Source organism: Mycobacterium sp. (assembly GCF_044370595.1).
GTDB lineage: Bacteria > Actinomycetota > Actinomycetes > Mycobacteriales > Mycobacteriaceae > Mycobacterium.
On sequence record NZ_JBILVF010000048.1, the window covers coordinates 1 to 20,755 of the forward strand.

Genomic DNA, 20,755 nt, shown 5'->3' on the forward strand with positions numbered 1-20,755 from the left:
GTGGAGGTAGGTCAGCTCAATGGCGAAGCCGCGGCGTTGACCAGCGCTCCGATCACAGGAACGGGCTCGAAATTCGTCACCGTCACACTGGACAAGCCGATCGACTTCGCCACCATGGAACCCGGCAGCGTCAGCGGACGAATCAAGATCAACGGCGGCGTGACCGACCTGTACGTGGTCGAGGAGACCGGGGCGTTCACCTTCACCCACCAGGCGACCTACATCGTTCCCAAAGCCAAGAACGGGTCTATCGCCCCGGACGGAAACACGATCACCTTCGAGTTCACCGACGATATGACCCCAAACTACGGTGACATCACCACCGATCTGAGTTACGGCATCGAGGCCGGTTTCGTGCGGATGAAAGACGCCTATCGGGAGGCCATCCAGTATTTCTACGACATGGGCATCCGCCACTTCGATCTCGACATCGAGGGCCCGGCCCTGGCCATCGGCCAATTGGGGATCAACAACCAGCGCCACCGGGTCTTCAAGGCCTTCCAGGACGAGAACACCTTCCCCGGGATGAAACTCTCCTACGTCCTGCCCATCGGCCCCAACACCGGCTGGGCCCCGACCGTCGACCCGGGTCGACTCATTCAGGCGGCCGGCCAGATCGGCTTGGACGTCAGCACCTGGAACATGATGGCGTTCGACTACGGTCCGGCCACCTACCAGTACATGCTCAACGAAGAAGCGAACATGGTCGACATGCTGATTGGGGAGGCCGACACGGGCATCACCGTGGATAAGAATTTCCCGATCAAAGGCGCCGTCGACTACCTGGTGGATTACGGCTTGGCGAAGACCCGCGCCGAAGCATTCCAGAAGCTGGGCGTGACGCTCATGGTCGGCCAGGACGACACCCTCTACGTACCGGGCGCCACGCCGGAGGGCTTCCAGCCCGGTGACGGCGCCGCCGTCGAGGCCATCACCCCCGCCCAGGTGGGCGGGGTGGGCCCGGATCCCACCGTGCTGAAGTGGGCGCTCGACAACGGCGTCGGGCTGTTGTCATTCTGGTCGTTGGGCCGGGACCGGCCCAGCTACAACACCACCTCCTACAACCCGCAGCTGCTGGTGACCTACCAGACCGGAACGCCGGCCGTTCGCGAACTGGAGACCACCAGGACCCCCGGGGGTGGAAATACCTCCGTCACAATGTCGTTCACGCCTGTTGCCGACCGGACCGTGAAGAACGGACTTCTCTACACGGGCGACACCTACATCGGAGAATTCCTGATCAATCCGAACAACACGCTGAACGTCACGTACGTGCCGCCAGAGCTTCCCGTGAAGGCGATCGGCGGTCTCATCGACCCGACCACCGGCGCGCTGCGGATCGACTTCAACGGTAGCGTCACCGACACGATCAGGAGCAAGGTCGTCCTGGAACCGAAGATTCTGCGGGAATACCAGGATCAGGACCTCGTCTACACGCGGCTCCTCGACCCGTTCGACGACTAACTGAAGCCCGTTGGGACATAGGGTGGTCGGCATGCCTTACCTTGACGACGACCATGGCCAGGCCTACTACCGCCACTGGTCGGCATCCGACCCTAGAGCCGCGGTGATCTTCCTGCACGGATTCGGCGAGCACACCGGGCTGTATGACCGATACGGCACTGCGTTGAACGCCGCCGGCATCGACCTGTGGGCCGTCGATCAGCTCGGGCACGGACAGTCCCCCGGTGAGCGCGGGCAGTTCGGCACCCTGGAGGACAGCTCGGCGCTGGCCGAGGCGCTGACCAAACTGGCCGAGTCGCACTCGCCCGGCGTTCCGCTGGTGGCACAGGGACATTCCTACGGCGCGGTGGTGACGTTGTTCCGGCTGCTGGAGAACCCGGATCGGTACCGGGCCGGGATCATCTCCGGTGCGCCTTTGGTGCCGATAGCGGAGTTGGTCGACCTCAACACCGCGATGAACCTCGACGTGGCCGGGTTGTCCACCGATCCGGTCTATCTGGACCTCATCGAGAACGACCCGCTGGCGTTGACCAACGCCGACAGCCGCAACCTGACCCGCGAACTCGACCGGGGCTGGGACCGATTCGGCGCCGAATTGCCCAAGCTGACGGTTCCGACCCTGGCGGTACACGGCGAAATCGACCCGATCGCCGACCCCGGGGCGGTCCGTGCCTACGCCGAGCAGATCCCGGCCCTGCGCTATCAGGAATTCGCCGGCACCCGCCACGCTGTCCTCAACGACACCACGCACGCCGAGGTGACCGCCGCGATCATCGCCTTCATCGGCGAGCAGACACAAAGTCGCACTGAAAAGCCCTAAATCGTGCGGTTTGCGTCTGCTCGCGGGAGGTTCACTACAGCCAGGTGTCGGGTGTGGTGGTAGTGAGGAAGGCCTCGAGGTCGTCGCGCCACTGCGCGGGGGTGGTCTTGTCCGGTTCAATGCCGGTGTACTCCCCGCGGTAGAACAGCAACGGCCTGGGCTTGACCGCCGGGACCTCCGAAAGTGCTTGCACGGCTCCGAAAACCACGAAGTGGTCACCGCCGTCGTGCACCGAATGAACCGTGCAGTCGATGTGGGCCAGCGACCCGGCCAGCACCGGTGAACCCAGCGGTGAGAGGTGCCAATCCACCCCGGCGAACTTGTCGGGTTCCTTGGAACCGAAGCGCGCACAGATGTCGCGTTGCTTCTCGGTCAACACGTTGACGCAGAACTGGCCACTGGCCTCGATGGCCTGCCACGACCGGGACACCTTGGTGGGGCAGAACAGCACCAGGGGCGGGTCGAGAGATAGTGCGGCGAAAGACTGGCAGGCGAAGCCGTTGGGCACGTCCTCGTGCATGGTCGTGATGATGGTGATCCCGGTGCAGAACTGCCCGAGGACCTGACGGAACGTGCGCGGGTCGATCGGCTCAGCCGGCATACGCGCTACTGGGTGCGGTGGGAACCGACGCTGAAGTCGTGGCCCCACAGGCTGACCGCAGTGCTCTCCCGGGCGATCCAGCCATCGTCTTCGACTTCGAGCCCCTCGCAACCGAATTCGACGTCGAACCCGCCCGGGGTTTTCATATAGAACGACAGCATCTTGTCGTTGACGTGCCGGCCCAGCGTGGCCGACATCGGAACTTTGCGCCGCAGCGCTCGGTCCAGGCACAGCCCCACGTCGTCACTGCCCTCCACCTCGACCATCAGGTGCACGATGCCGCTGGGCGTGGGCATCGGCAGGAAGGCCAGGCTGTGGTGTCGGGGGTTGCAGCCGAAGAACCGTAGCCATGCCGGCGGGCCGTCGGCGGGCCGGCCAACCAACTGGGGCGGCAGGCGCATCGAGTCGCGCAACCGGAACCCGAGCACATCGCGGTAGAAGTGCAGTGCCTCGGCGTCGTCGCGGGTGGACAACACCACGTGGCCCAGCCCCTGCTCACCGGTGACAAACCTGTGGCCGTACGGACTGACGACCCGGCGATGCTCAAGTGCGGCACCGTGGAACACCTCAAGCCGGTTGCCGGACGGATCGCTGAAAGTGATCATCTCGTCGACCCGGCGATCAGCCAGTTGCGCCGAGGTGGCCTCCTTGTACGGAACACCTTCAACGTCGAGAGACTTGCGGATGCTCTGCAGCCCTTCGGCGTTCGCGCACTCCCAGCCTGCTTCGGAGAGCCGGTCGTGCTCGCCGGGAACAATGACCAGCCGGGCGGGGAAGTCGTCCATCCGCAGGTACAGGGCGCCGTCGGTTGCGCCTCTGCCCTCGACCATTCCCAGAACCTTCAGGGCGTATTCACGCCAGGCCGGGACGTCGGTGGACTCGATGCGCAGATAGCCCAGGGACCGGATGCTCATGCCCCGCCCCCGAGGAAGTCGATGGTCAGCGTATTGAACTCGTCGAATTTCTCCACCTGGGCCCAATGGCCGCACTGCCCGAAAACGTGGAGTTGAACCCGGGGAATCTGCTTGAGCGCCACCAGCGCACCGTCCAGCGGATTGACCCTGTCCTCGCGGCCCCAGATCAGCAACACCCGTTGGCGCAGCTTGTAGACGTCTCGCCACATCATGCCGAGTTCATAGTCCGGGCCTGCGAATGACTTACCCATCGCCCGGGCGGCCGCCAGCGACTCGGGCTGGCTGGCGATCGCGAAACGCTCGTCGACCAGTTCGGGGGTGATGAGTTTCTGGTCGTAGACCATGATCCGCAGGAAGCGTTCCATGTTCTCCCGCGTGGGGTCGGCGGTGAACCGGCCTAGCAGCCTCACACCTTCGGTTGGGTCGGGTGCGAAAAGGTTGACGCTCAAGCCACCGGGGCCCATCAGCACCAGCCGGCCGGCCCGGTCGGGATTGTCCAGCGCGAACCGGACCGCGGTGCCGCCGCCCAGCGAATTACCCACCAGCGCAGCTTGTTCGACGCCGAGGTGGTCGAACAGTGCCAAGACCGCGTTGGCGCTGTACCGGTTGTACTGCTCGTGCTCGGTGTGCTTGTCGGAGTGCCCGTAACCGGGTTGGTCAACGGCCAGCACATGGAAGTGCCGGGCAAGGACGGCGATGTTGCGACCGAAGTTCGACCAGCTGGAGGCACCGGGGCCGCCGCCGTGCAGCAGCACCACGGTCTGATCGTGGCCCTCGCCGGCCTCGTGGTAGTGCAACCGAACATCGCGTTCACCGGCCCGCACCTGCGCGTAGCGGGAGGTGGACTCGAAGGTGATGTCCTGTTGAGCGTCTTGCTGGGATTGGGCTTCGCGGATGAACGACGTCATGGGGTGGCGAGGCCCCTAGACCATCGTGTCGCCGAGCGGCAACCCGAACTCCTGGTTGCCGTACATGACGTAGGCCCGTTCGGCGTCGTTGGCGGCGTGTACCCGTCCGGCGTGCGCGTCGCGCCAGAACCGCTGCAGGGCTTGGTCATTGTTCAGTGCGGTGGCGCCGGCGGCCTCGAAAAGCCGGTCGATGGAGGCGATGGCCCGGCCGGTGGCCCGGACCTGATCGCGCCGAGCACGGGCCCGCAACTCCATGGGAACCTGCTTGCCCTCGCAGAGCAGCGCGTACTCCTCGGCGAGGTTTCCCTTCAACTGCCGCCATGCGGCGTCGATGTCGCTGGCGGCCTCGGCGATGCGGATCTTGGCGAATGGATCGTCCTTGGCTTTCTCACCGGCGAAGGCAGCCCGAACCCGCTTGCCCTGATGTTCGACGTGGGCGTCATAGGCCCCATATGCCATGCCGACGATCGGAGTGGAGATGGTGGTCGGATGCATCGTGCCCCAAGGCATCCGGTACACCGATGCGGAGTTGGTCTTGAGTCCGCCCGCGGACCCGTCGTTCATGGCGCCGTAGGACAGGAACCGGTGCCGGGGTACGAATACGTCTTTGACGATCAGGGTGTTGCTACCGGTGGCTTTCAGGCCGACGACATGCCAGTCGTCGCGAATCTGGTAGTCGCCCAGCGGCATCAGGAAGCTGCCGAAGTCAACCGGGCGGCCGTCCTTGATCACCGGACCGCCGACAAAGGTCCAACTCGCGTGGTCACATCCCGAGGACCACAGCCAGGTGCCGTTGACCAGGTAGCCGCCCTCCACCACCACTCCAGCACCCATGGGCGCATACGAGGAGGACACCCGCACGGTTGGGTCATCAGCCCAGACGTCCTCCTGGGCCTGCTGGTCGAACTGGGCCAGATGCCAGTTGTGGACGCCGAGGATTCCGCCGGCCCAACCGGTCGAACCGCAGGCGCTGGCGATCCGGCGGACCGCTTCGAAGAACAGGGTGGGATCGCATTGCAAGCCGCCCCACTGTTCCGGTTGCAGCATCTTGAAGAAGCCGGCCTCGTCGAGATCGGCGATGTTCTCATCCGGCAGCCGACGCAGTAGCTCAGCCTCGGGGGCGCGTTCCCGCAACTTGGGCAGCAGGTCGTCGATGGCGGCCAGAACCGTCTGCGCGTCACGCTGTTGAATGGACGTCACTGCATGCCTCCGGGGTGTGCGTTAACTGCACCTCAGACTAGAACACGTTACGATTTGTGTCGAGCAGACCGAGCTAGCAGCAGGTAGTTCACCGTATTGTCATTTCTGTAACGCGTTCTAGTTAGTTGGAAGGATCGGTCGTCTGGTGACGAGCAGCGACAACCCGGCAAGTGCCGTGGTGCACCTGGACGGACAGACCCACACGGTGTCGTGGCCCCGTGACCAGAAGTTGCTCGACGTGCTGCTCGACAAGGGGATCGAGGCGCCGTACTCGTGCCGGGAAGGCCACTGCGGCGCCTGCGCCACGACGCTGGTGAGCGGCGAGGTGGACATGGAGACCAACGACGTCCTCGAACCCGACGATCTGGACGAGGGCTTGATCCTGGCCTGCCAGTCGCGGCCCAAGACTGATTCGGTCGAGGTGACCTACGACTGAACCGGGCAGCCCTTCCCTAACGGGGGGTCCGCAGCTTGTAGGCCCGGTCGATCGCCGCATCGGGGAACGGCTGGCTCTCCTCGTCGGGGATCATCACCTCGACATAGGCCGCACCGTTGTGGCTCTCGATATCGTCGAGCGCCTTGTCCAGTTCGGCGACCGTGCCGACCTTGGCCGTCAGCCAGCCCGTGCAGCCGAACGCCTCGGGCAGCCGGTGGTAGTTGACCGGGGCCAGGTCGTCGTAGCCGTGGCCACGCTCGCTGATGATGTCCTCGATGCCATAGAGGCCGTTGTTGAGGACGAAGATCACCGGCGTGACCCCGTAGCGGCCCATCACGGCAAGCTCGTTGCAGGTCAGCTGGTGCGACCCGTCTCCGGTGACCAGCCAGGTCCGCCCGTTGGCCTTGGCCATCGCGACACCGAGGGTGGCCGGGGTGGCCCAGCCGATCGACCCCCACAGTCCCTGGGCCTGGGCGTCGACGCCGGCCGGCAGCCGCATCCCGTTGAGGTGGAGCATGCAGGTGCCGGTCTCGATCACCAGGGTGTCGCCGGCGCGCAGCCGCCGCTGCAGGCGCGGGTAGAAAGTGGCCGAACTGGTGGGATCGGATCCCGATCCCGTCATCGCCAACTCGCCGTAGGGCGGAGCGTCGGGGCGCCCGCGTGGCTTGACCTTCCGGGTGATGGCAGTGAGCAGGTCGTCGATGGCGACGTTGAGGTAGACGTTCGACCCGGAGCGCACCCAGTTGTCGTGGATGCAGATCGCCCGGTCGGTGTCGAGCACCGCGCTCCACAGTGCGGTGTTGAGTTCGGTGAGCATGACCCCGCCGATGTCGAGGATCAGGTCAGCCTGCTCGACGATCTCCCGGACCGCCGGGGGCTGGGAGGAGCCCGCGGCGTACAGGCCGATGTACTGCGGCAATGACTCGTCGACCACGCCTTTGTCATAACTGGTGACCGCCACCGGCAGGTTCGCCTTGGTGACGAACTTGACGGCCTTGTCGGCGACGCCGTAGCGAGCGGTCAGCGCCGTGATGGTGGCCACCGGATTGCCAGCGGCGGCGAGCTTGGTCAGGATCGCCTCGACGGCGGCGGCGAGTTCGGTATCGTCGCTGCGCTGCCGCTTGACCTTGCCAAGCCGCTCGCCCCGAACCGGCCTGCCGATCACCGGCATGAGCCCGTTGACTTCGGAGATCACTATGTAGGCGGGCATCGACTGGCGCAGCGCCTCGCGGATGACCCGCTCGAGTTCGTCGATGCAGTTGTCCGGGGTCAGCCTGGCCGATACGCAGCAGGCCGACGCCGAGATGTCCTGGAAACGGTCGTATCTGGTGTCGCCGAGGTTGTGGTGGGTGATCAGGCCAAGGTGCTGGATGCGTTCGCTGGGCATCCCGACGATGTGGAAGACCGGCAGCCGGTGCGCCTTGGATCCCATCACACCGTTGAGGGCGGACAACTCGCCCACACCGTAGGTGGTGGACAGGATCGCCGCGCCGCGGACGCGGGCGTAGCCGTCGGCGGCGTAGGCGGCGTTGAGTTCGTTGGCGCACGCCACCCACTGAAGGCCGTCGACCACTTCGACGGCGTCGTTGACGCTGAAGGCGTAATCACCGGGAACTCCGAAAACCCGATCGATGCCTAGGGCGGCAAGACGCCGCAGGGTGTACTCGGCAACGGTGGGCTGACTCATGGCGCGCAAGCTAGCAGGATTCAGGCAGTCGGTTTCGAGAATCAGTCAGATGCGCGGCCGACCAATGTCAGCGCGGCAGGCCCAGCAACCGTTCAGCGGCCATGGTCAGCAGGATCTGCTCGGTTCCGCCGGCGATCGACAGACAGCGGGTGTTCAAGAAGCTCTGCACGGCGTCGTTGTCGACGATGCCGGCACCGGGGGACAGTTCCATCCGGAATTCCTCGAGCGCCTGCCGGTACCGCACACCGATCAGCTTGCGGGCGCTTGCTTCGGCACCGGTGTCCTGGCCCGAGACCGCCAACTGCGCGATCCGGTGGTCGAGCAGCGAACCGACCTGGGCGGCCAGCAGCAGCTTGCCGAGCCGGTCTGCCAAGGCCGGGTCCCACTGCTGGTCGGCAAGGGAGCCCAACATCTGCTCCATGGGGTTACCCAACGCGGTTCCGTGCGCCATCGCGACCCGCTCGCTGGCCAGCGTGCTGCGGGCCAGCCGCCAACCGTCGTTGACCGCGCCCACCACCATGTCGTCGGGGACGAAGACGTCGTCGAAGAACACCTCATTGAACAACTCGTCGCCGGTGATCTCGCGCAGCGGGCGAATCATGATGCCCGGCAACCGCATATCCACCAGGAAATACGTGATGCCCTTGTGCTTGGGGGCGTCCGGATCGGTCCGCGCCAGGCAAATCCCCCAGTCGGCCTTGTGCGCCGCCGACGTCCACACCTTCTGGCCGTTCAGCTTCCAGCCGCCCTCGGTGCGAACGGCTTTGGTCCGCAGCGCCGCCAGGTCCGACCCGGCTTCCGGCTCGCTGAACAGCTGGCACCAGACGATCTCCCCGCGCAGGGTGGCCGGGATGAAGTGCCCGATCTGCTCCGGTGTTCCGGCTTCGAGGATGGTCGGCACCGCCCACCAGCCGATGACAAGATCGGGTCTGACGACGCCGGCGTTGGACAGTTCGGCGTCGATGAGCAGTTGTTCGGCCGGGGACGCATCCCGGCCGTAAGGCTTGGGCCAGTGCGGCGCCAGCAGGCCCGTGTCGGCCAGCACCACGTGCCGCTGTGCCACCGGAAGTGCGGCCACGTCGGACACCGCGGCGCTGATCTCCGGGCGCAGGTGGTTCACCGAGTCGAGGTCGATGCGCAGATCCCGTCGGACGCCTCCGACCGTCAAATCCACCACCCGGCGCAGCCACCGAGACTCACCGCCGAGGAACTGGGCGATTCCGAACGCGCGGCGTAGATACAGGTGGGCGTCGTGCTCCCAGGTGATCCCGATGCCGCCGAGCACCTGGATGCAATCCTTGGCGTTGGCGCGGGCCGCGTCGATTCCCGTCGCAGCGGCCACCGCGGCCGCTATCGAGAGTTGTCGCTCGTCCTCGCCCGTGGCGGCGGCCGCCGCGGCCGCCGCAGCGTCACTGGCGGCCACCGAAATCTGCTGGGACCGCAGCAGCATCTCGGCACACAGATGTTTGACAGCCTGGAAGCTGCCGATCGGTTTGCCGAACTGCTCGCGAACCTTGGCGTAGTCGGCGGCGGTGTCCAGGGTCCAGCGGGCGACCCCGGCGGCCTCGGCGGCCAGCACTGTGGCGGCCAGATCCTCGAACCAGTCGCGGCCGACGGCCAGTCGGGTCACCGTGGCACCCTCCAGCCTGACCCGGGCCAGAGGACGGGAGAAGTCAGCCGCCGCCAGTGGCTCCACGCTCACCGCCGGATCTTCGGCGTCGACGAGCACCACGTGTTCGCCCACCGGCAACAGCAGTACACCGGAAGCGTCGGCGCCGAGTACGTAGTCCGCCGAACCTGAAATCCGCCCGGCCGCTTCCTGGAGATCGCCGGCCAGTGCAAAACCTGCGGTGCGTTGTCCTGATGCCAGCGCCTCCAACACCTCGCTGTCGGTCACCACCAGGGTGGCCAAGGCAGTGCCCGCAACCGGACCCGGAATCAAAGCCCGGGCCGCCTCCTCCACCATGGCGCACAGATCCTCGACCGATCCGCCTGCCCCACCGGCCTTCTCGTCGACGGCGATCCCGAACAGACCCAACTCGGCGATGCCGGTGTAGGGCACCCGCCACGCCGCCGGATCCCCGTGCTCGATGGCCCGTATCGAGGCGGGAGCGCCGGAACCCGCCGCCCAACTGCGAACCAGATCACGCGCGGCTAACCGCTCGTCGGTGATGGAGGCGGACACCTGCGCTCCTCAAGTCGGGGTCTTCTACCGTGTCGGGCTTACTAGAACGTGTTCTAATAGTGCCAGCGATGAACCGTCAAGTCGACAGCGGTCACACCGCCAAGAAGGAGTGCCATCAGTGTCGTCGCCAGCGCAGTCGTCGCCCGCGCCGAAGTCCGGCGGGTCCCAACCGCGGGAGGTGATGCCGGTTTCCGTGCTCACCGAGTCGGAATTGGGCTCCGAAGCCCAGCGTGAGCGACGTAAACGCATCCTGGACGCAACGCTGGCCATCGCCTCCAAGGGCGGTTACGAAGCGGTTCAAATGCGCGCCGTCGCCGACCGGGCAGATGTGGCGGTCGGGACCCTCTACCGTTACTTCCCCTCGAAGGTTCATCTCCTGGTTTCGGCCCTCGGCCGCGAATTCGAACGCATCGACGCCAAGACCGACCGGTCAGCCGTCACCGGCGGAACCCCTTACCAGCGGCTGAATTCCATGGTCAGCAAGCTCAACCGCGCCATGCAGCGCAACCCCTTGCTCACCGAGGCGATGACCCGGGCCTACGTATTCGCCGACGCTTCGGCGGCCGGCGAGGTGGACCACGTCGAGAAGATCATCGACAGCATGTTCGCCCGCGCCATGAGCGACGGAGAACCCACCGAGGACCAGTACCACATCGCCCGGGTGATCTCCGATGTCTGGCTGTCGAATCTGCTGGCATGGCTGACCCGCCGGGCCTCGGCCAACGACGTGAGCAAGCGCCTCGATCTCGCCGTTCGACTGCTGATCGGCGACGATCGTCGCGACCAGTAACCCGACTCGCCCGGGGGCGACCCGGTGCGGTCGACCGGCCTAGTCTGGAAAACGTGGCAAGCGTCGATCTCAATGCCGACCTCGCCGAGGGCTTCGGGGTGTGGCAACTCGGCGACGACGACGCCATGCTCGATATCGTCACCAGCGCAAACCTGGCCTGCGGCTTTCACGCCGGCAATCCGGTCGGTCTGGCGCGGACCTGCCACGCCGCAGCCCAACGGGGGGTGCGAATCGGCGCACAGGTGGGCTACTTCGACCTCGCCGGATTCGGCCGCCGCCAGATCGAGGTGGCTCCGGCCGAACTGACCGCCGACGTGATCTACCAGATCGGCGCGTTGCAGGCACTGGCCCGCGCTGCAGGGGCTGCCCTCGACTACGTCAAACCCCACGGTGCGCTCTACAACACAATCGTGACGAACCGTGAGCAGGCTCGCGCCGTCGCCGAGGCCGTGTGCGCGGTGGACTCGGGTCTGCCGGTGCTGGGGCTGGCCGGTTCGGTGTTCTTCGAGGAGGCTCGCCGCCTCGGGTTGCGCACGGTGGCTGAAGCCTTTGCCGACCGGGCCTATCAACCGGACGGCAAGCTGTTGCCCCGCAACGAGACCGGTGCCGTGCTGCACAACCCTGAGGAGATCGCGAGTCGAGTTTTGACCATGGTGGAGTCGGGTACTGTCGCCGCGTCTGACGGTACTCACATAAGCATTGAAGTGGAGTCTGTGTGCGTCCATGGTGATTCACCCGGCGCGGTCGGGATCGCCGCGGCCGTGCGCGACCGGTTGTTGAGCAGCGGGGTGGGATTGGCGGCATTCACCTGATGCGCCTGAAATTCGGTCGTCCTGATATCGACCGGTACCGGTACAACTTTGACGTACCGACCGCCTCCGACGGCGCTGTTCTCGGTGTGGTGTGGATGGGGGTGTCGACGCTGCTGATCGACGATGGCAACTCGGCGGTCCTGACCGACGGTTTCTTCTCCCGCCCGAGCCTGGTCGAGGTGGCGGCCCGCAAGCTGACGCCGTCGATTCCCCGGATCGAAGCCGCGCTGAGCCGGGCAGGTATCCGACGCCTCGACGCCGTGCTGCCGGTACACACCCACTACGACCACGCACTGGACAGTGCGGTCGTCGCTCAACGCACCGGAGCCTGTGTCGTCGGCGGGCAGTCGGCAGCCAATATCGCACGAGGCCAGAGCTTTTCCGAGGATCGGATCGTAATGGCCACCCCGGGGACGGCAATTGAACTGGGCGCCTTCGAGGTGACGCTCATCAACTCGCACCACTGCCCACCGGACCGCTACCCCGGTGTGATCACCGCCCCGCTCGTCCCGCCGGCCAGGGCGTCGGCCTACCGGTGCGGGGAGACGTGGTCGACGTTGATCGCACACCGGCCGAGCGGTCGGCGAATGCTGATTCAGGGCAGTGCCGGCTTCGTCCCGGGCGCGCTGGCCGGCCGTCACGCTGAGGTGACCTACCTCGGGATCGGCCAACTGGGTCTGCAGCCGGAGCTCTACATCCGGACGTACTGGAACGAGACGGTACGTGCGGTAGGCGCCCGCCGGGTTGTGCTGATCCACTGGGACGACTTCTTCCGGCCGCTGACCGAACCATTGCGGGCGTTACCGTACGCCGGTGACGACTTGGACGTCACGATGCGGGTACTCACCGCGCTGGCCGAACGTGACGGCGTGGCGTTACATCTGCCGGCACTGTGGCAGCGCGGCGACCCCTGGGCGTGAGTGGCTTTTGCCGATGACCGCAATATCAAGCATCGCCACGGCCGCCGTGTGAAAATTGGCGCCGCGGATAACCGCAGCGCCCAGAGAGGTTCAACCACCATGGCCGATCAGAAGAGGCTCGACCCTGCTCCGGGCGCCCCCGCTCCGGACTCCGGAGACCTCATATCCCGGCGAAAGCTCCTGAGCAGCATCGCGATGGTCGGTGGCGCCGCGGCAGTGTCCTCGCTGGCCGCCGCGTGCGCGGGCACGAAGGCTCCGGTCGCAGAGACTGCCTCAAACGCCCCGACCGGCTCATCGGGTGCCGCGCCGCCCGCGGTGGGAAGCAACGGGGCGTCGCCTGCTGCGAATTGCGACGGGACGGCCAACGCCGCCCGGCAGAAGTACCTGGTCGACGTCTTCGAGACCAACTACGGCGAGCAGATGCGTGCCCAGTCCACGGCGTGGCAGGGGAAGTTCCGCAAGATGTCCGCCGGGGCGTTCCCGTTCTACCGCGGCAGCGCAGCTGTCTACTACACCGACCTCGCCGGCGAGGCGCCTGATCCGTTCGTCACCAAGGAGGCAAGTCGGGTCTGGATCCAAGGTGATCTGCACGCCGAGAACTTCGGCACCTATCTCGACTCCCGCGGCCGACTGATCTTCGATGTCAACGACTTCGACGAAGCTTACGTCGGTTCTTACATCTGGGACGTGAAACGTTTCACCACAAGTCTGGCGCTGATCGGCTACGACAAGGCGCTCGCTGACGACCAAATCCGTTCTCTCATCGGAGATTTCGTCGACAGCTACACCGGCCAGGTCAAACGATTCGCCGATAGCACCGACGACAAGAACTTTGCACTCACCCTCGACAACACCCAAGGCGTGGTCCAAGAAGTCCTCCGTACGGCGCGTGAGCAGACCCGCCTGGCGCTACTCGACAATCTCACCGAGATCAATGACGGTGAACGAAAGTTCATCCGCGACAAGGTCAACTCGACGATCGACGACCAGACCCGGTCGGCCCTGGACACGACTTTCAAGAACTATCTGCAGAGCGTTCCGCAGCAGCTTCGGCTGACCGACGACAACTATCGCATCATGGACGCCACGGCCACCCAGGGCTTCGGCATCGGGTCGGCCGGGCTCCGGATGTACTCGCTGTTGCTGGGCGGGTCCGACGAGGCCCTGGACAATGACGTCATCCTGGCGGTCAAGCAGTCCCGGCCCTCTGCGGTGGCGATAGCGGTTGAAGATCAGAACATCAAGGACCACTTCAAGAATCAAGGGCAGCGCGCGGCGATTTCCCGACGCGCCCTGCAGGCCCCACACGCTGATCGATGGCTGGGCTACTCCGAATTCGATGGCGCCGGCGTTTTGGTCAGTGAGGTTTCGCCCTACGGTGCCTCGCCCGAGTGGGACGACATCAACAAGTTCGACGAACTTTCAGCGCTGGTCAAAGATCTCGGGCGGGTGGTCGCAAAGATTCACTGCGTTTCCGACGAAGACAGCGATCAGCGGCTGATCACCGGTTCCGCCGACAAGGCGATCCTGGCCGGCTTCTCCGGCAAGGAGGCCGAGTTCAAGAAGGCGGTCACAGAGTGGTCGGAGGCCTATGCGCAGCGCACGCGCGACGACCACCGCCTGTTCGCCGACGCCTTCCGGAACGGGGAATTCCCGAGTTTGCGAAGCTAGGTTGCGCAGGCACCCGCCACGAGTCAGATCTAGCGGGCGCGCCTCTGGCGGGCCACCTCGGCAAGAACCACTCCGGCAGCCACCGCGGCGTTGAGCGACTCCGTCGGCCCTGCCATCGGGATGGACACCACCGTGTCGCAGTTCTGCCGCACCAGCCGCGACAATCCCTTGCCCTCCGAGCCGACCACCACGACCAGCGGGCCGGACCCGTCGAACTGATCCAGGGTGGTGTCGCCGGCAGCGTCCAGACCCACCACCTGCAAACCGGCCTCAGCCCATTCCTTGAGGGTGCGGGTGAGGTTGGTGGCCCGGGCAACCGGCACGCGGGCGGCCGCGCCGGCGCTGGTCCGCCAGGCCACCGCGGTCACCGATGCTGATCTCCGCTGCGGGATCAGCACTCCGTGGCCGCCGAAGGCCGCCACCGACCGGATGATCGCGCCGAGATTGCGCGGGTCGGAGATGTTGTCCAGGGCCACCAGCAGTGTGGGCTGCACGTCGCCGGTCGCGGTGGCCAGCAGGTCGTCGGGATGGACGTAGGCGTACGGCGGCACCTGCAGTGCGATGCCCTGGTGCAGACCGTTGGAGCTCATCCGGTCCAGGTCGCTGCGTGGCACCTCCAGGATCGGGATGCCCCGGTCGGCGGCCATCGTCACCGACTCGGTCAGCCGTTCGTCGGCCTCAGCGCCCAACGCCACGTAGAGCGCGGAGGCCGGCGCGTCGGCGCGCAGACACTCCAGCACCGGATTGCGGCCGAGCACCATCTCAGTCTCGTCGGCCGGTTTCCCCGCCGGCCTGCCGGCTGCCTTACGGGCCTTGGCGGCGGCCTTGCGCGCCGCCGGATGCCCCGGCCTCATATGCGCGGGCGGGGTGGCGCCGCGCCCCTCGAGTCCCCGCCTTCGGATACCGCCGGAGCCCACCTTCGGCCCCTTCTTGGTGCCCTCTTTGCGGACCGCGCCGCGACGCTTGGAGTTACCGGCCATCAGGTGGTGTATCCGTCCAGTAGCGCCCACTGGGGGCCGTCGGCGGTGTCGGTCACGTCCACACCCGCATTCTTCAGACGGTCGCGGATCTCGTCGGCCGCCGCCCAGTCCCGACCTTGACGGGCTTCTTCGCGCCGCTGCAACTCCGCGTCGACCAGCACGCCGATAGCGGCCAGCGCAGCGGCTGTCTCATCCCGGGTCTCCCAGCGATCGTCGAGAGGATCGCAACCGAGAATCGCTGTCATCGAACGTATTTCACCGGCACGGGCCAGGGCGGTGTCGTGATCACCGGTTTCCAGGGCGCGGTTGCCTTCGGCTCGCGCGGCGTGGATTTCGGCCAGCGCGGCGGGTACCGCGAGGTCATCGTCCATTGCGGCGGAGAACTTCTCGGTCCAGGTGGTCGGTGTCACCGCGCCGACTCGGGTGCGGACACGGTGCAGGAAGTCCTCGATCCCCGAATAGGCGCGGGCGGCGTCCTGTAAGGCCGTCTCGGTGAACTCCAGCATGGAACGGTAGTGCGCGCTGCCCAGGTAGTAGCGAAGCTCTGCGGCCCGGACCCGTTGCAGCACAGCCGGAATCGCCAGCACGTTGCCCAGCGACTTGCTCATCTTCTCCCCGCCCATGGTTACCCAGCCGTTGTGCAGCCAAAAGTTGGCGAACCCGTCGCCGGCGGCGCGCGCCTGGGCGATCTCGTTCTCGTGGTGCGGGAAAACCAGATCCATTCCGCCACAGTGGATGTCGAATTCCGGACCGAGATACTCGTGGGCCATTGCCACACACTCGGAGTGCCAGCCGGGCCGGCCGCGGCCCCAGGGGGTGGGCCAGGACGGCTCGCCGGGCTTGGCGCCCTTCCAGAGGGTGAAGTCGCGCTCGTCGCGTTTGCCGGCGGCCAGACTCTCACCCTGATGCACATCGTCGATGCGGTGACCGGAGAGCTTGCCGTAATCAGGGAAGCTCAGCACGTCGAAGTAGACATCACCGGCGCCGGCATAGGCGTGGCCGGTGGAGATGAGGCGTTCGATGAGGTCCACGATCTGGGTGATGTGACCGGTCGCGCGGGGCTCAGCCGACGGCGGCAGCACGCCGAGGGCATCGTAGGCGGCGGTGAACGCCCGCTCGTGGGTGGCGGCCCACTCCCACCACGGCCGGCCCGCCTCGGCGGCCTTGGTGAGGATCTTGTCGTCGATGTCGGTGACGTTGCGGATGAACGCGACATCGAAGCCCTTGGCCGACAGCCAACGTCGCAGCACGTCGAAGGCCACCCCACTGCGAACGTGACCGATGTGCGGCAGGCCCTGCACAGTGGCTCCGCACAAGTAGATCGACGCATGTCCCGGCCGCAGCGGCACGAAGTCGCGGACGACACCGGAGTAGGTGTCGTGCAGGCGCAGGCCGGGGGTGGTCACGACGTGGCAGCTTACCGGGCGGCCCGCATGACCAGAGCCGTCGCGATCGCAGCCCTTCCCTCACCGCGGCCGGTCAACCCCAGTCCGTCGGTGGTGGTCGCCGACACCGACACCGGCGCCCCGAGCAGATCTGAGAGCACCCGCTGGGCTTCGTCGCGCCGCGGCCCGACCTTCGGAAGGTTCGCGATCACCTGGACGGCGGCGTTGCCGATGCTGAATCCGGCAGCGGTGAGCAGATCCCGGACGTGGGTCAGCATCCGGGCGCCGGTGGCGTCACGCCACTGGGGGCGGTCGATTCCGAACACCTGACCGAGATCGCCGAGGCCGGCCGCCGAGAGCAGTGCATCGCACAGGGCGTGGGCCGCGACGTCACCGTCGGAGTGCCCGGAGCAGCCGTCGGCGCCGTCGAACCGAAGCCCCAGCAGCCAGCAGGGCCGGCCGGCCTCGATGGGATGGACGTCGGTACCGACACCGACGCGGGGCAGGTTCACGACTCCAGCACCGCACGGGCCAGGCGCAAATCCAGCGCGGTGGTGATCTTGAACGCCAGCGGGTCACCCGCCACGGTATGGACGGGGGTGCCCAGATTCTCCACCAGGGACGCGTCGTCGGTGACGGCGAAAGATCCCGCCCGCTGGTAGGCCCGGCGCAGCAGATCGGTCTCGAAGCCCTGCGGGGTCTGCACCGCGCGCAGGCCGCCGCGGTCGGGGGTTCCGAGCACCACTCCGTTGGCGTCGACCGCCTTGATGGTGTCGACCACCGGCAACACCGGGATGACGGCCCGCATCCCGGCGTGCAGCGCAGCCACCACCCGTTGGATCTGCTCGATGGGGGTCAGCGGCCGGGCGGCGTCGTGGACGAGGACGTAGTGCGGGTCCCCGACGGCGGCGAGTGCCGATCGGACGGTGTCGTGCCGTTCGGCGCCACCGCCGACCACCTGCGCGCGGCTGCCGAGCAGCACGGCGGTCTGGTCAACCCGCTCCGGCGGCACGGCCACGATGATGCGGTCGATGACCCCGGAGGCCAGTAAGCCGTCGACAGCCCGCTCCAGAATGGTGCGGCCGACCAGTTCGACGAAGGCTTTAGCGACGCCGGCTCCCAGGCGTTGGCCGGAGCCGGCCGCCGGAACAACCGCGACCGTGTCGGACACCTCTCGGGTCGGATCAGGAAGCGGCGGCCAGAACCTCGTCAAGGATGGTCGAGGCCTTCGCGTCGTCGGTGTTCTCCGCCAGCGCCAACTCACCCACCAGAATCTGGCGGGCCTTGGCCAGCATGCGCTTCTCGCCGGCGGACAGCCCACGCTCCTGATCACGGCGCCACAGATCGCGCACGACTTCGGCGACCTTGTTGACGTCGCCGGAGGCGAGTTTCTCCAGATTGGCCTTATAGCGGCGCGACCAGTTGGTGGGTTCCTCGGTGTGCGGAGCGCGCAGCACCTGGAACACCTTGTCCAGCCCCTCCTGGCCGACCACGTCACGAACGCCGACGTATTCCGCGTTATCCGCGGGCACTCGAACGGTCAGATCACCCTGGGCGACCTTCAGGACGAGGTATTCCTTCTGTTCGCCCTTGATGGTCCGGGTTTCGATCGCTTCGATCAATGCAGCACCGTGGTGTGGATAGACAACGGTGTCTCCGACCTTGAAAATCATCAGATTCGAGCCCCTTTCACCTGCCAATGTTAACACGGGGTCGAATGTGGGGCGGAACAACGGTGCAGGTCAGGGGCACCACAGCTGGACGAAGGGGGTTGACAACAGGGGAAATGTCTGTATCGCTTGGTTCAACTCGGCCCCGTCGCAGACCCCGTTTCCCGCCGGTTGCCCGAGTAATCGGCCTTGTCTACCGCGGGGCGGCACGACCTACTACTGTGCATAGTCGAACCGCGGCGACGTGATGGCGCCGACCGCACTGCTGAGCAGGAGGCTGCTGTGAACCGCATCTCGAATCGCCTCTTCGCCGCGTCCGCAGGGCTAGCGGCCTGCGGCCTGATCCTCACCGGCTGCGGCGCCGGACAGATTTCGCAGACCGCCACCCAGGAGGCCGCGGTCAATGGCACCAGCGCCGGGTCCAAGAACATCGCGCTGCGCAACGTCCACCTACAAGCCGTCCAGACCAGCGACTTCATCCAGCCCGGTCAGTCGGTGCCGCTGGTGTTCCTCGCCGCCAATGAGTCCCCGGATGTCGACGACAAGCTGGTCAGCATCACCTCCGATGTGGGTACCGTCGCCCTTGCCGGCGACCTGTCTGTGCCGGCCGGCCGAGCTTTGATCGTCGCTCCCAAAGGCGAGGTGCAGGCGATGGGCAGCGCGACACCCGCGACGGCAGCCGTGACGCTGACCGAGCCGATCACCAACGGGTTGATGTACAACTTCACCTTCAACTTCGAGAAGGCCGGAGCGACGGCGGTTGCGGTGCCGATCTCCGCCGGTGAGGGTGCCCGCGACTGAGGGGCCGGCCGTACTCGGCGCCACGGGACAAAACACGTGGCTCCGGGATTGGCGGTTTTGTCGTAGCCACGGGCTAGCGTCGCCAGGGTGGCCAAAGCTCGCACGCAGTACCGCTGTTCGGAATGCCGCCATGTCACTGCCAAATGGTTCGGACGTTGCCCGGAGTGCGGAACGTGGGGGACCGTTGACGAGACGGCGGCCCTGGCCGGTATCGGCGTGCCGCCCCAGCATGGCCTGGCACCGTCGTCACCGGCTGTCCGGATCACCGCGATCGACCCGGACCAGACCCGGCACTACCCCACCGGGGTCAGCGAACTGGACCGAGTTCTCGGCGGCGGCGTGGTTCCGGGATCGGTGACTCTGCTGGCCGGAGACCCCGGGGTCGGAAAGTCCACGCTACTTCTCGAGGTGGCGCACCGCTGGGCCCAAGGCGGTCGGCGGGCGCTCTACATCTCCGGGGAGGAGTCCGCCGGCCAGATCCGGATGCGGGCCGAACGCACCGGGTGCGCCCACGATGAGGTCTTCCTGGCGGCGGAGTCGGACGTCCAGACCGTGCTGGGCCACATCGACGCGGTGAACCCCAGCCTGGTGATCGTGGACTCGGTCCAGACCATGACGGCCGGGCACACCGACGGGGTGGTGGGCGGGGTGACCCAGGTCCGCGCTGTGACGGCGGCGCTGACCGCGGCCGCCAAGTCGACCGGCGTGGCAATCGTTCTGGTCGGGCACGTCACCAAGGACGGCGCGATCGCCGGCCCTCGATCGCTGGAACATCTCGTTGATGTGGTGCTGCACTTCGAGGGCGACCGCAACACCGCCCTGCGGATGGTTCGGGGGGTCAAGAACAGGTTCGGTGCCGCCGACGAGGTGGGATGTTTCCTGATGCAGGAGAAGGGCATTGACTGCGTTGCCGATCCCTCTGGGTTGTTCCTCGACCAGCGCGACAGCCCGGTACCCGGCACCGCGGTCACGGTCACCCTGGACGGGAAGCGTCCGCTGATCGGTGAGATTCAGGCGTTGTTGACCGCGCCGAACTATGACCGGGCGCCTCGTCGGATCGTGGTCAGCGGGATGGACCAATCCCGGGTCGCAATGATCACCGCAGTACTGGACAAACGCGCCGCGGTACCGGTCAACACCCTCGACATCTATCTGTCCACGGTCGGCGGGATGCGCCTGACCGATCCGTCCTGCGATCTGGCGGTGGCGGTGGCGATGGCCTCCGCCGTCGTGGGGCGCCCGTTGCCGTCCACCCTGGTGGTATTCGGCGAGGTCGGGCTGGCCGGGGATCTGCGCCGGGTGACCGGCATGGACCGCCGTCTGGCCGAGGCCGCACGACTGGGCTTCACCACCGCGGTGGTACCGGCCGGGTGCGGGTCCCCGCCGACCGGCCTGCGGATGCGGGAATGCGCCACCATCAACGATGCGCTGCGTGCGGTGCTTTCCCTGACGACGGCAGCAGCACCGGCACCGTCTCGCTAGCCCTGGCGGTCAGTCGTCAGCCTGCCGGA

Annotated in this window: 19 protein-coding genes and 1 pseudogene; 9 read left to right on the forward strand and 11 right to left on the reverse strand. The window is 66.5% G+C overall.

Annotated elements, in window-relative coordinates; all coding sequences use genetic code 11:
- Positions 1 to 1,464 (forward strand): glycoside hydrolase family 18 protein (locus tag ADBZ5N_RS08790; protein ID WP_526257111.1); only part of this gene is annotated, 1,464 nt, incomplete at its 5' end.
- A gap of 31 nt (positions 1,465 to 1,495) precedes the next feature.
- Positions 1,496 to 2,284, forward strand: coding sequence for an alpha/beta hydrolase (locus ADBZ5N_RS08795; RefSeq protein ID WP_526257112.1), 789 nt, complete (start codon positions 1,496 to 1,498; stop codon positions 2,282 to 2,284).
- A 34-nt stretch (positions 2,285 to 2,318) separates the two neighbouring features.
- Here ADBZ5N_RS08795 and hsaB read toward each other — a convergent pair whose 3' ends face one another.
- The 4 genes from hsaB to hsaA are packed head-to-tail and all read right to left on the reverse strand — an operon-like array spanning position 2,319 to position 5,907.
- The gene (hsaB, locus tag ADBZ5N_RS08800) at positions 2,319 to 2,885 is read right to left on the reverse strand and encodes a 3-hydroxy-9,10-secoandrosta-1,3,5(10)-triene-9,17-dione monooxygenase reductase subunit (RefSeq protein ID WP_526257113.1); all 567 of its coding nucleotides are present in this window, start codon (positions 2,883 to 2,885) and stop codon (positions 2,319 to 2,321) included.
- Positions 2,886 to 2,890: 5 nt separating this feature from the next.
- On the reverse strand, positions 2,891 to 3,799 hold the full coding sequence (gene hsaC, locus ADBZ5N_RS08805) for an iron-dependent extradiol dioxygenase HsaC (RefSeq protein ID WP_526257114.1): 909 nt from the start codon (positions 3,797 to 3,799) through the stop codon (positions 2,891 to 2,893).
- Positions 3,796 to 4,707, reverse strand: coding sequence for a 4,5:9,10-diseco-3-hydroxy-5,9,17-trioxoandrosta-1(10),2-diene-4-oate hydrolase (gene hsaD, locus ADBZ5N_RS08810; RefSeq protein WP_526257115.1), 912 nt, complete (start codon positions 4,705 to 4,707; stop codon positions 3,796 to 3,798). Before hsaD ends, hsaC begins: the two co-directional genes overlap by 4 nt.
- Before the next feature lie 15 nt (positions 4,708 to 4,722).
- Positions 4,723 to 5,907: a 3-hydroxy-9,10-secoandrosta-1,3,5(10)-triene-9,17-dione monooxygenase oxygenase subunit gene (hsaA, locus tag ADBZ5N_RS08815; protein ID WP_526257116.1), complete on the reverse strand. Its 1,185-nt coding sequence runs from the start codon at positions 5,905 to 5,907 to the stop codon at positions 4,723 to 4,725.
- A 163-nt stretch (positions 5,908 to 6,070) separates the two neighbouring features.
- Here hsaA and ADBZ5N_RS08820 point away from each other — a divergent pair.
- Positions 6,071 to 6,343: pseudogene (locus ADBZ5N_RS08820) on the forward strand (2Fe-2S iron-sulfur cluster-binding protein); the annotation flags it as partial.
- A gap of 16 nt (positions 6,344 to 6,359) precedes the next feature.
- Here the strand turns inward: ADBZ5N_RS08820 and ADBZ5N_RS08825 are convergent.
- Together ADBZ5N_RS08825 and ADBZ5N_RS08830 are read right to left on the reverse strand one after the other, a co-directional pair.
- Positions 6,360 to 8,030, reverse strand: a complete 1,671-nt coding sequence (locus tag ADBZ5N_RS08825) for an alpha-keto acid decarboxylase family protein (RefSeq protein ID WP_526257117.1) — start codon at positions 8,028 to 8,030, stop codon at positions 6,360 to 6,362.
- 67 nt (positions 8,031 to 8,097) lie between these two features.
- Positions 8,098 to 10,215: an acyl-CoA dehydrogenase family protein gene (locus tag ADBZ5N_RS08830; protein WP_526257118.1), complete on the reverse strand. Its 2,118-nt coding sequence runs from the start codon at positions 10,213 to 10,215 to the stop codon at positions 8,098 to 8,100.
- 181 nt (positions 10,216 to 10,396) lie between these two features.
- On the opposite strand from ADBZ5N_RS08830, the gene kstR reads away from it, so the two are divergent.
- The 4 genes from kstR to ADBZ5N_RS08850 all read left to right on the forward strand — a co-directional run bounded on the left by kstR (position 10,397) and on the right by ADBZ5N_RS08850 (position 14,408).
- Positions 10,397 to 11,005 (forward strand): cholesterol catabolism transcriptional regulator KstR, encoded by a 609-nt coding sequence (gene kstR, locus ADBZ5N_RS08835; protein WP_526257128.1) that lies wholly within the window; start codon positions 10,397 to 10,399, stop codon positions 11,003 to 11,005.
- 53 nt (positions 11,006 to 11,058) lie between these two features.
- Positions 11,059 to 11,817, forward strand: coding sequence for a LamB/YcsF family protein (locus tag ADBZ5N_RS08840; RefSeq protein WP_526257119.1), 759 nt, complete (start codon positions 11,059 to 11,061; stop codon positions 11,815 to 11,817).
- Positions 11,817 to 12,737, forward strand: a complete 921-nt coding sequence (locus ADBZ5N_RS08845; RefSeq protein WP_526257120.1) for an MBL fold metallo-hydrolase — start codon at positions 11,817 to 11,819, stop codon at positions 12,735 to 12,737. The genes ADBZ5N_RS08840 and ADBZ5N_RS08845 overlap by 1 nt, the downstream gene beginning before the upstream one ends.
- Positions 12,738 to 12,836: 99 nt before the next feature.
- Positions 12,837 to 14,408 carry a DUF2252 domain-containing protein gene (locus tag ADBZ5N_RS08850; RefSeq protein ID WP_526257121.1) on the forward strand — a complete coding sequence of 524 codons (1,572 nt, stop codon included), beginning with the start codon at positions 12,837 to 12,839 and terminating at the stop codon, positions 14,406 to 14,408.
- 29 nt (positions 14,409 to 14,437) lie between these two features.
- Here the strand turns inward: ADBZ5N_RS08850 and rlmB are convergent, their stop codons facing one another.
- Genes rlmB through carD form a run of 5 tightly spaced genes read right to left on the reverse strand, consistent with a single transcriptional unit; the run spans position 14,438 to position 18,446 of the window.
- The gene (rlmB, locus tag ADBZ5N_RS08855; RefSeq protein WP_526257122.1) at positions 14,438 to 15,388 is read right to left on the reverse strand and encodes a 23S rRNA (guanosine(2251)-2'-O)-methyltransferase RlmB; all 951 of its coding nucleotides are present in this window, start codon (positions 15,386 to 15,388) and stop codon (positions 14,438 to 14,440) included.
- Positions 15,388 to 16,794, reverse strand: coding sequence for a cysteine--tRNA ligase (gene cysS, locus ADBZ5N_RS08860; protein ID WP_526257123.1), 1,407 nt, complete (start codon positions 16,792 to 16,794; stop codon positions 15,388 to 15,390). Before cysS ends, rlmB begins: the two co-directional genes overlap by 1 nt.
- An 11-nt stretch (positions 16,795 to 16,805) precedes the next feature.
- On the reverse strand, positions 16,806 to 17,285 hold the full coding sequence (ispF, locus tag ADBZ5N_RS08865; RefSeq protein WP_526257124.1) for a 2-C-methyl-D-erythritol 2,4-cyclodiphosphate synthase: 480 nt from the start codon (positions 17,283 to 17,285) through the stop codon (positions 16,806 to 16,808).
- Positions 17,282 to 17,944: a 2-C-methyl-D-erythritol 4-phosphate cytidylyltransferase gene (ispD, locus tag ADBZ5N_RS08870; RefSeq protein WP_526257125.1), complete on the reverse strand. Its 663-nt coding sequence runs from the start codon at positions 17,942 to 17,944 to the stop codon at positions 17,282 to 17,284. The genes ispF and ispD overlap by 4 nt, the downstream gene beginning before the upstream one ends.
- Before the next feature lie 13 nt (positions 17,945 to 17,957).
- Positions 17,958 to 18,446, reverse strand: a complete 489-nt coding sequence (gene carD, locus ADBZ5N_RS08875; protein ID WP_011892341.1) for an RNA polymerase-binding transcription factor CarD — start codon at positions 18,444 to 18,446, stop codon at positions 17,958 to 17,960.
- 279 nt (positions 18,447 to 18,725) lie between these two features.
- Here carD and ADBZ5N_RS08880 point away from each other — a divergent pair, with 279 nt between their 5' ends.
- Positions 18,726 to 19,244 carry a copper chaperone PCu(A)C domain-containing protein gene (locus ADBZ5N_RS08880; protein WP_526257126.1) on the forward strand — a complete coding sequence of 173 codons (519 nt, stop codon included), beginning with the start codon at positions 18,726 to 18,728 and terminating at the stop codon, positions 19,242 to 19,244.
- Between the two features lie 87 nt (positions 19,245 to 19,331).
- Positions 19,332 to 20,726, forward strand: a complete 1,395-nt coding sequence (gene radA, locus ADBZ5N_RS08885) for a DNA repair protein RadA (protein ID WP_526257127.1) — start codon at positions 19,332 to 19,334, stop codon at positions 20,724 to 20,726.
- Positions 20,727 to 20,755 lie beyond the last annotated feature (29 nt).

Bases quoted from the DNA above. Each gene is read 5' to 3' on its own strand.
- rlmB (WP_526257122.1), bottom strand. From the start codon at position 15,388: ATGGCCGGTAACTCCAAGCGTCGCGGCGCGGTCCGCAAAGAGGGCACC.
- hsaD (WP_526257115.1), bottom strand. From the start codon at position 4,707: ATGACGTCGTTCATCCGCGAAGCCCAATCCCAGCAAGACGCTCAACAG.
- ADBZ5N_RS08850 (WP_526257121.1), top strand. From the start codon at position 12,837: ATGGCCGATCAGAAGAGGCTCGACCCTGCTCCGGGCGCCCCCGCTCCG.
- ADBZ5N_RS08795 (WP_526257112.1), top strand. From the start codon at position 1,496: ATGCCTTACCTTGACGACGACCATGGCCAGGCCTACTACCGCCACTGG.
- ADBZ5N_RS08825 (WP_526257117.1), bottom strand. From the start codon at position 8,030: ATGAGTCAGCCCACCGTTGCCGAGTACACCCTGCGGCGTCTTGCCGCC.
- hsaB (WP_526257113.1), bottom strand. From the start codon at position 2,885: ATGCCGGCTGAGCCGATCGACCCGCGCACGTTCCGTCAGGTCCTCGGG.
- carD (WP_011892341.1), bottom strand. From the start codon at position 18,446: ATGATTTTCAAGGTCGGAGACACCGTTGTCTATCCACACCACGGTGCT.
- hsaC (WP_526257114.1), bottom strand. From the start codon at position 3,799: ATGAGCATCCGGTCCCTGGGCTATCTGCGCATCGAGTCCACCGACGTC.
- kstR (WP_526257128.1), top strand. From the start codon at position 10,397: ATGCCGGTTTCCGTGCTCACCGAGTCGGAATTGGGCTCCGAAGCCCAG.
- ADBZ5N_RS08845 (WP_526257120.1), top strand. From the start codon at position 11,817: ATGCGCCTGAAATTCGGTCGTCCTGATATCGACCGGTACCGGTACAAC.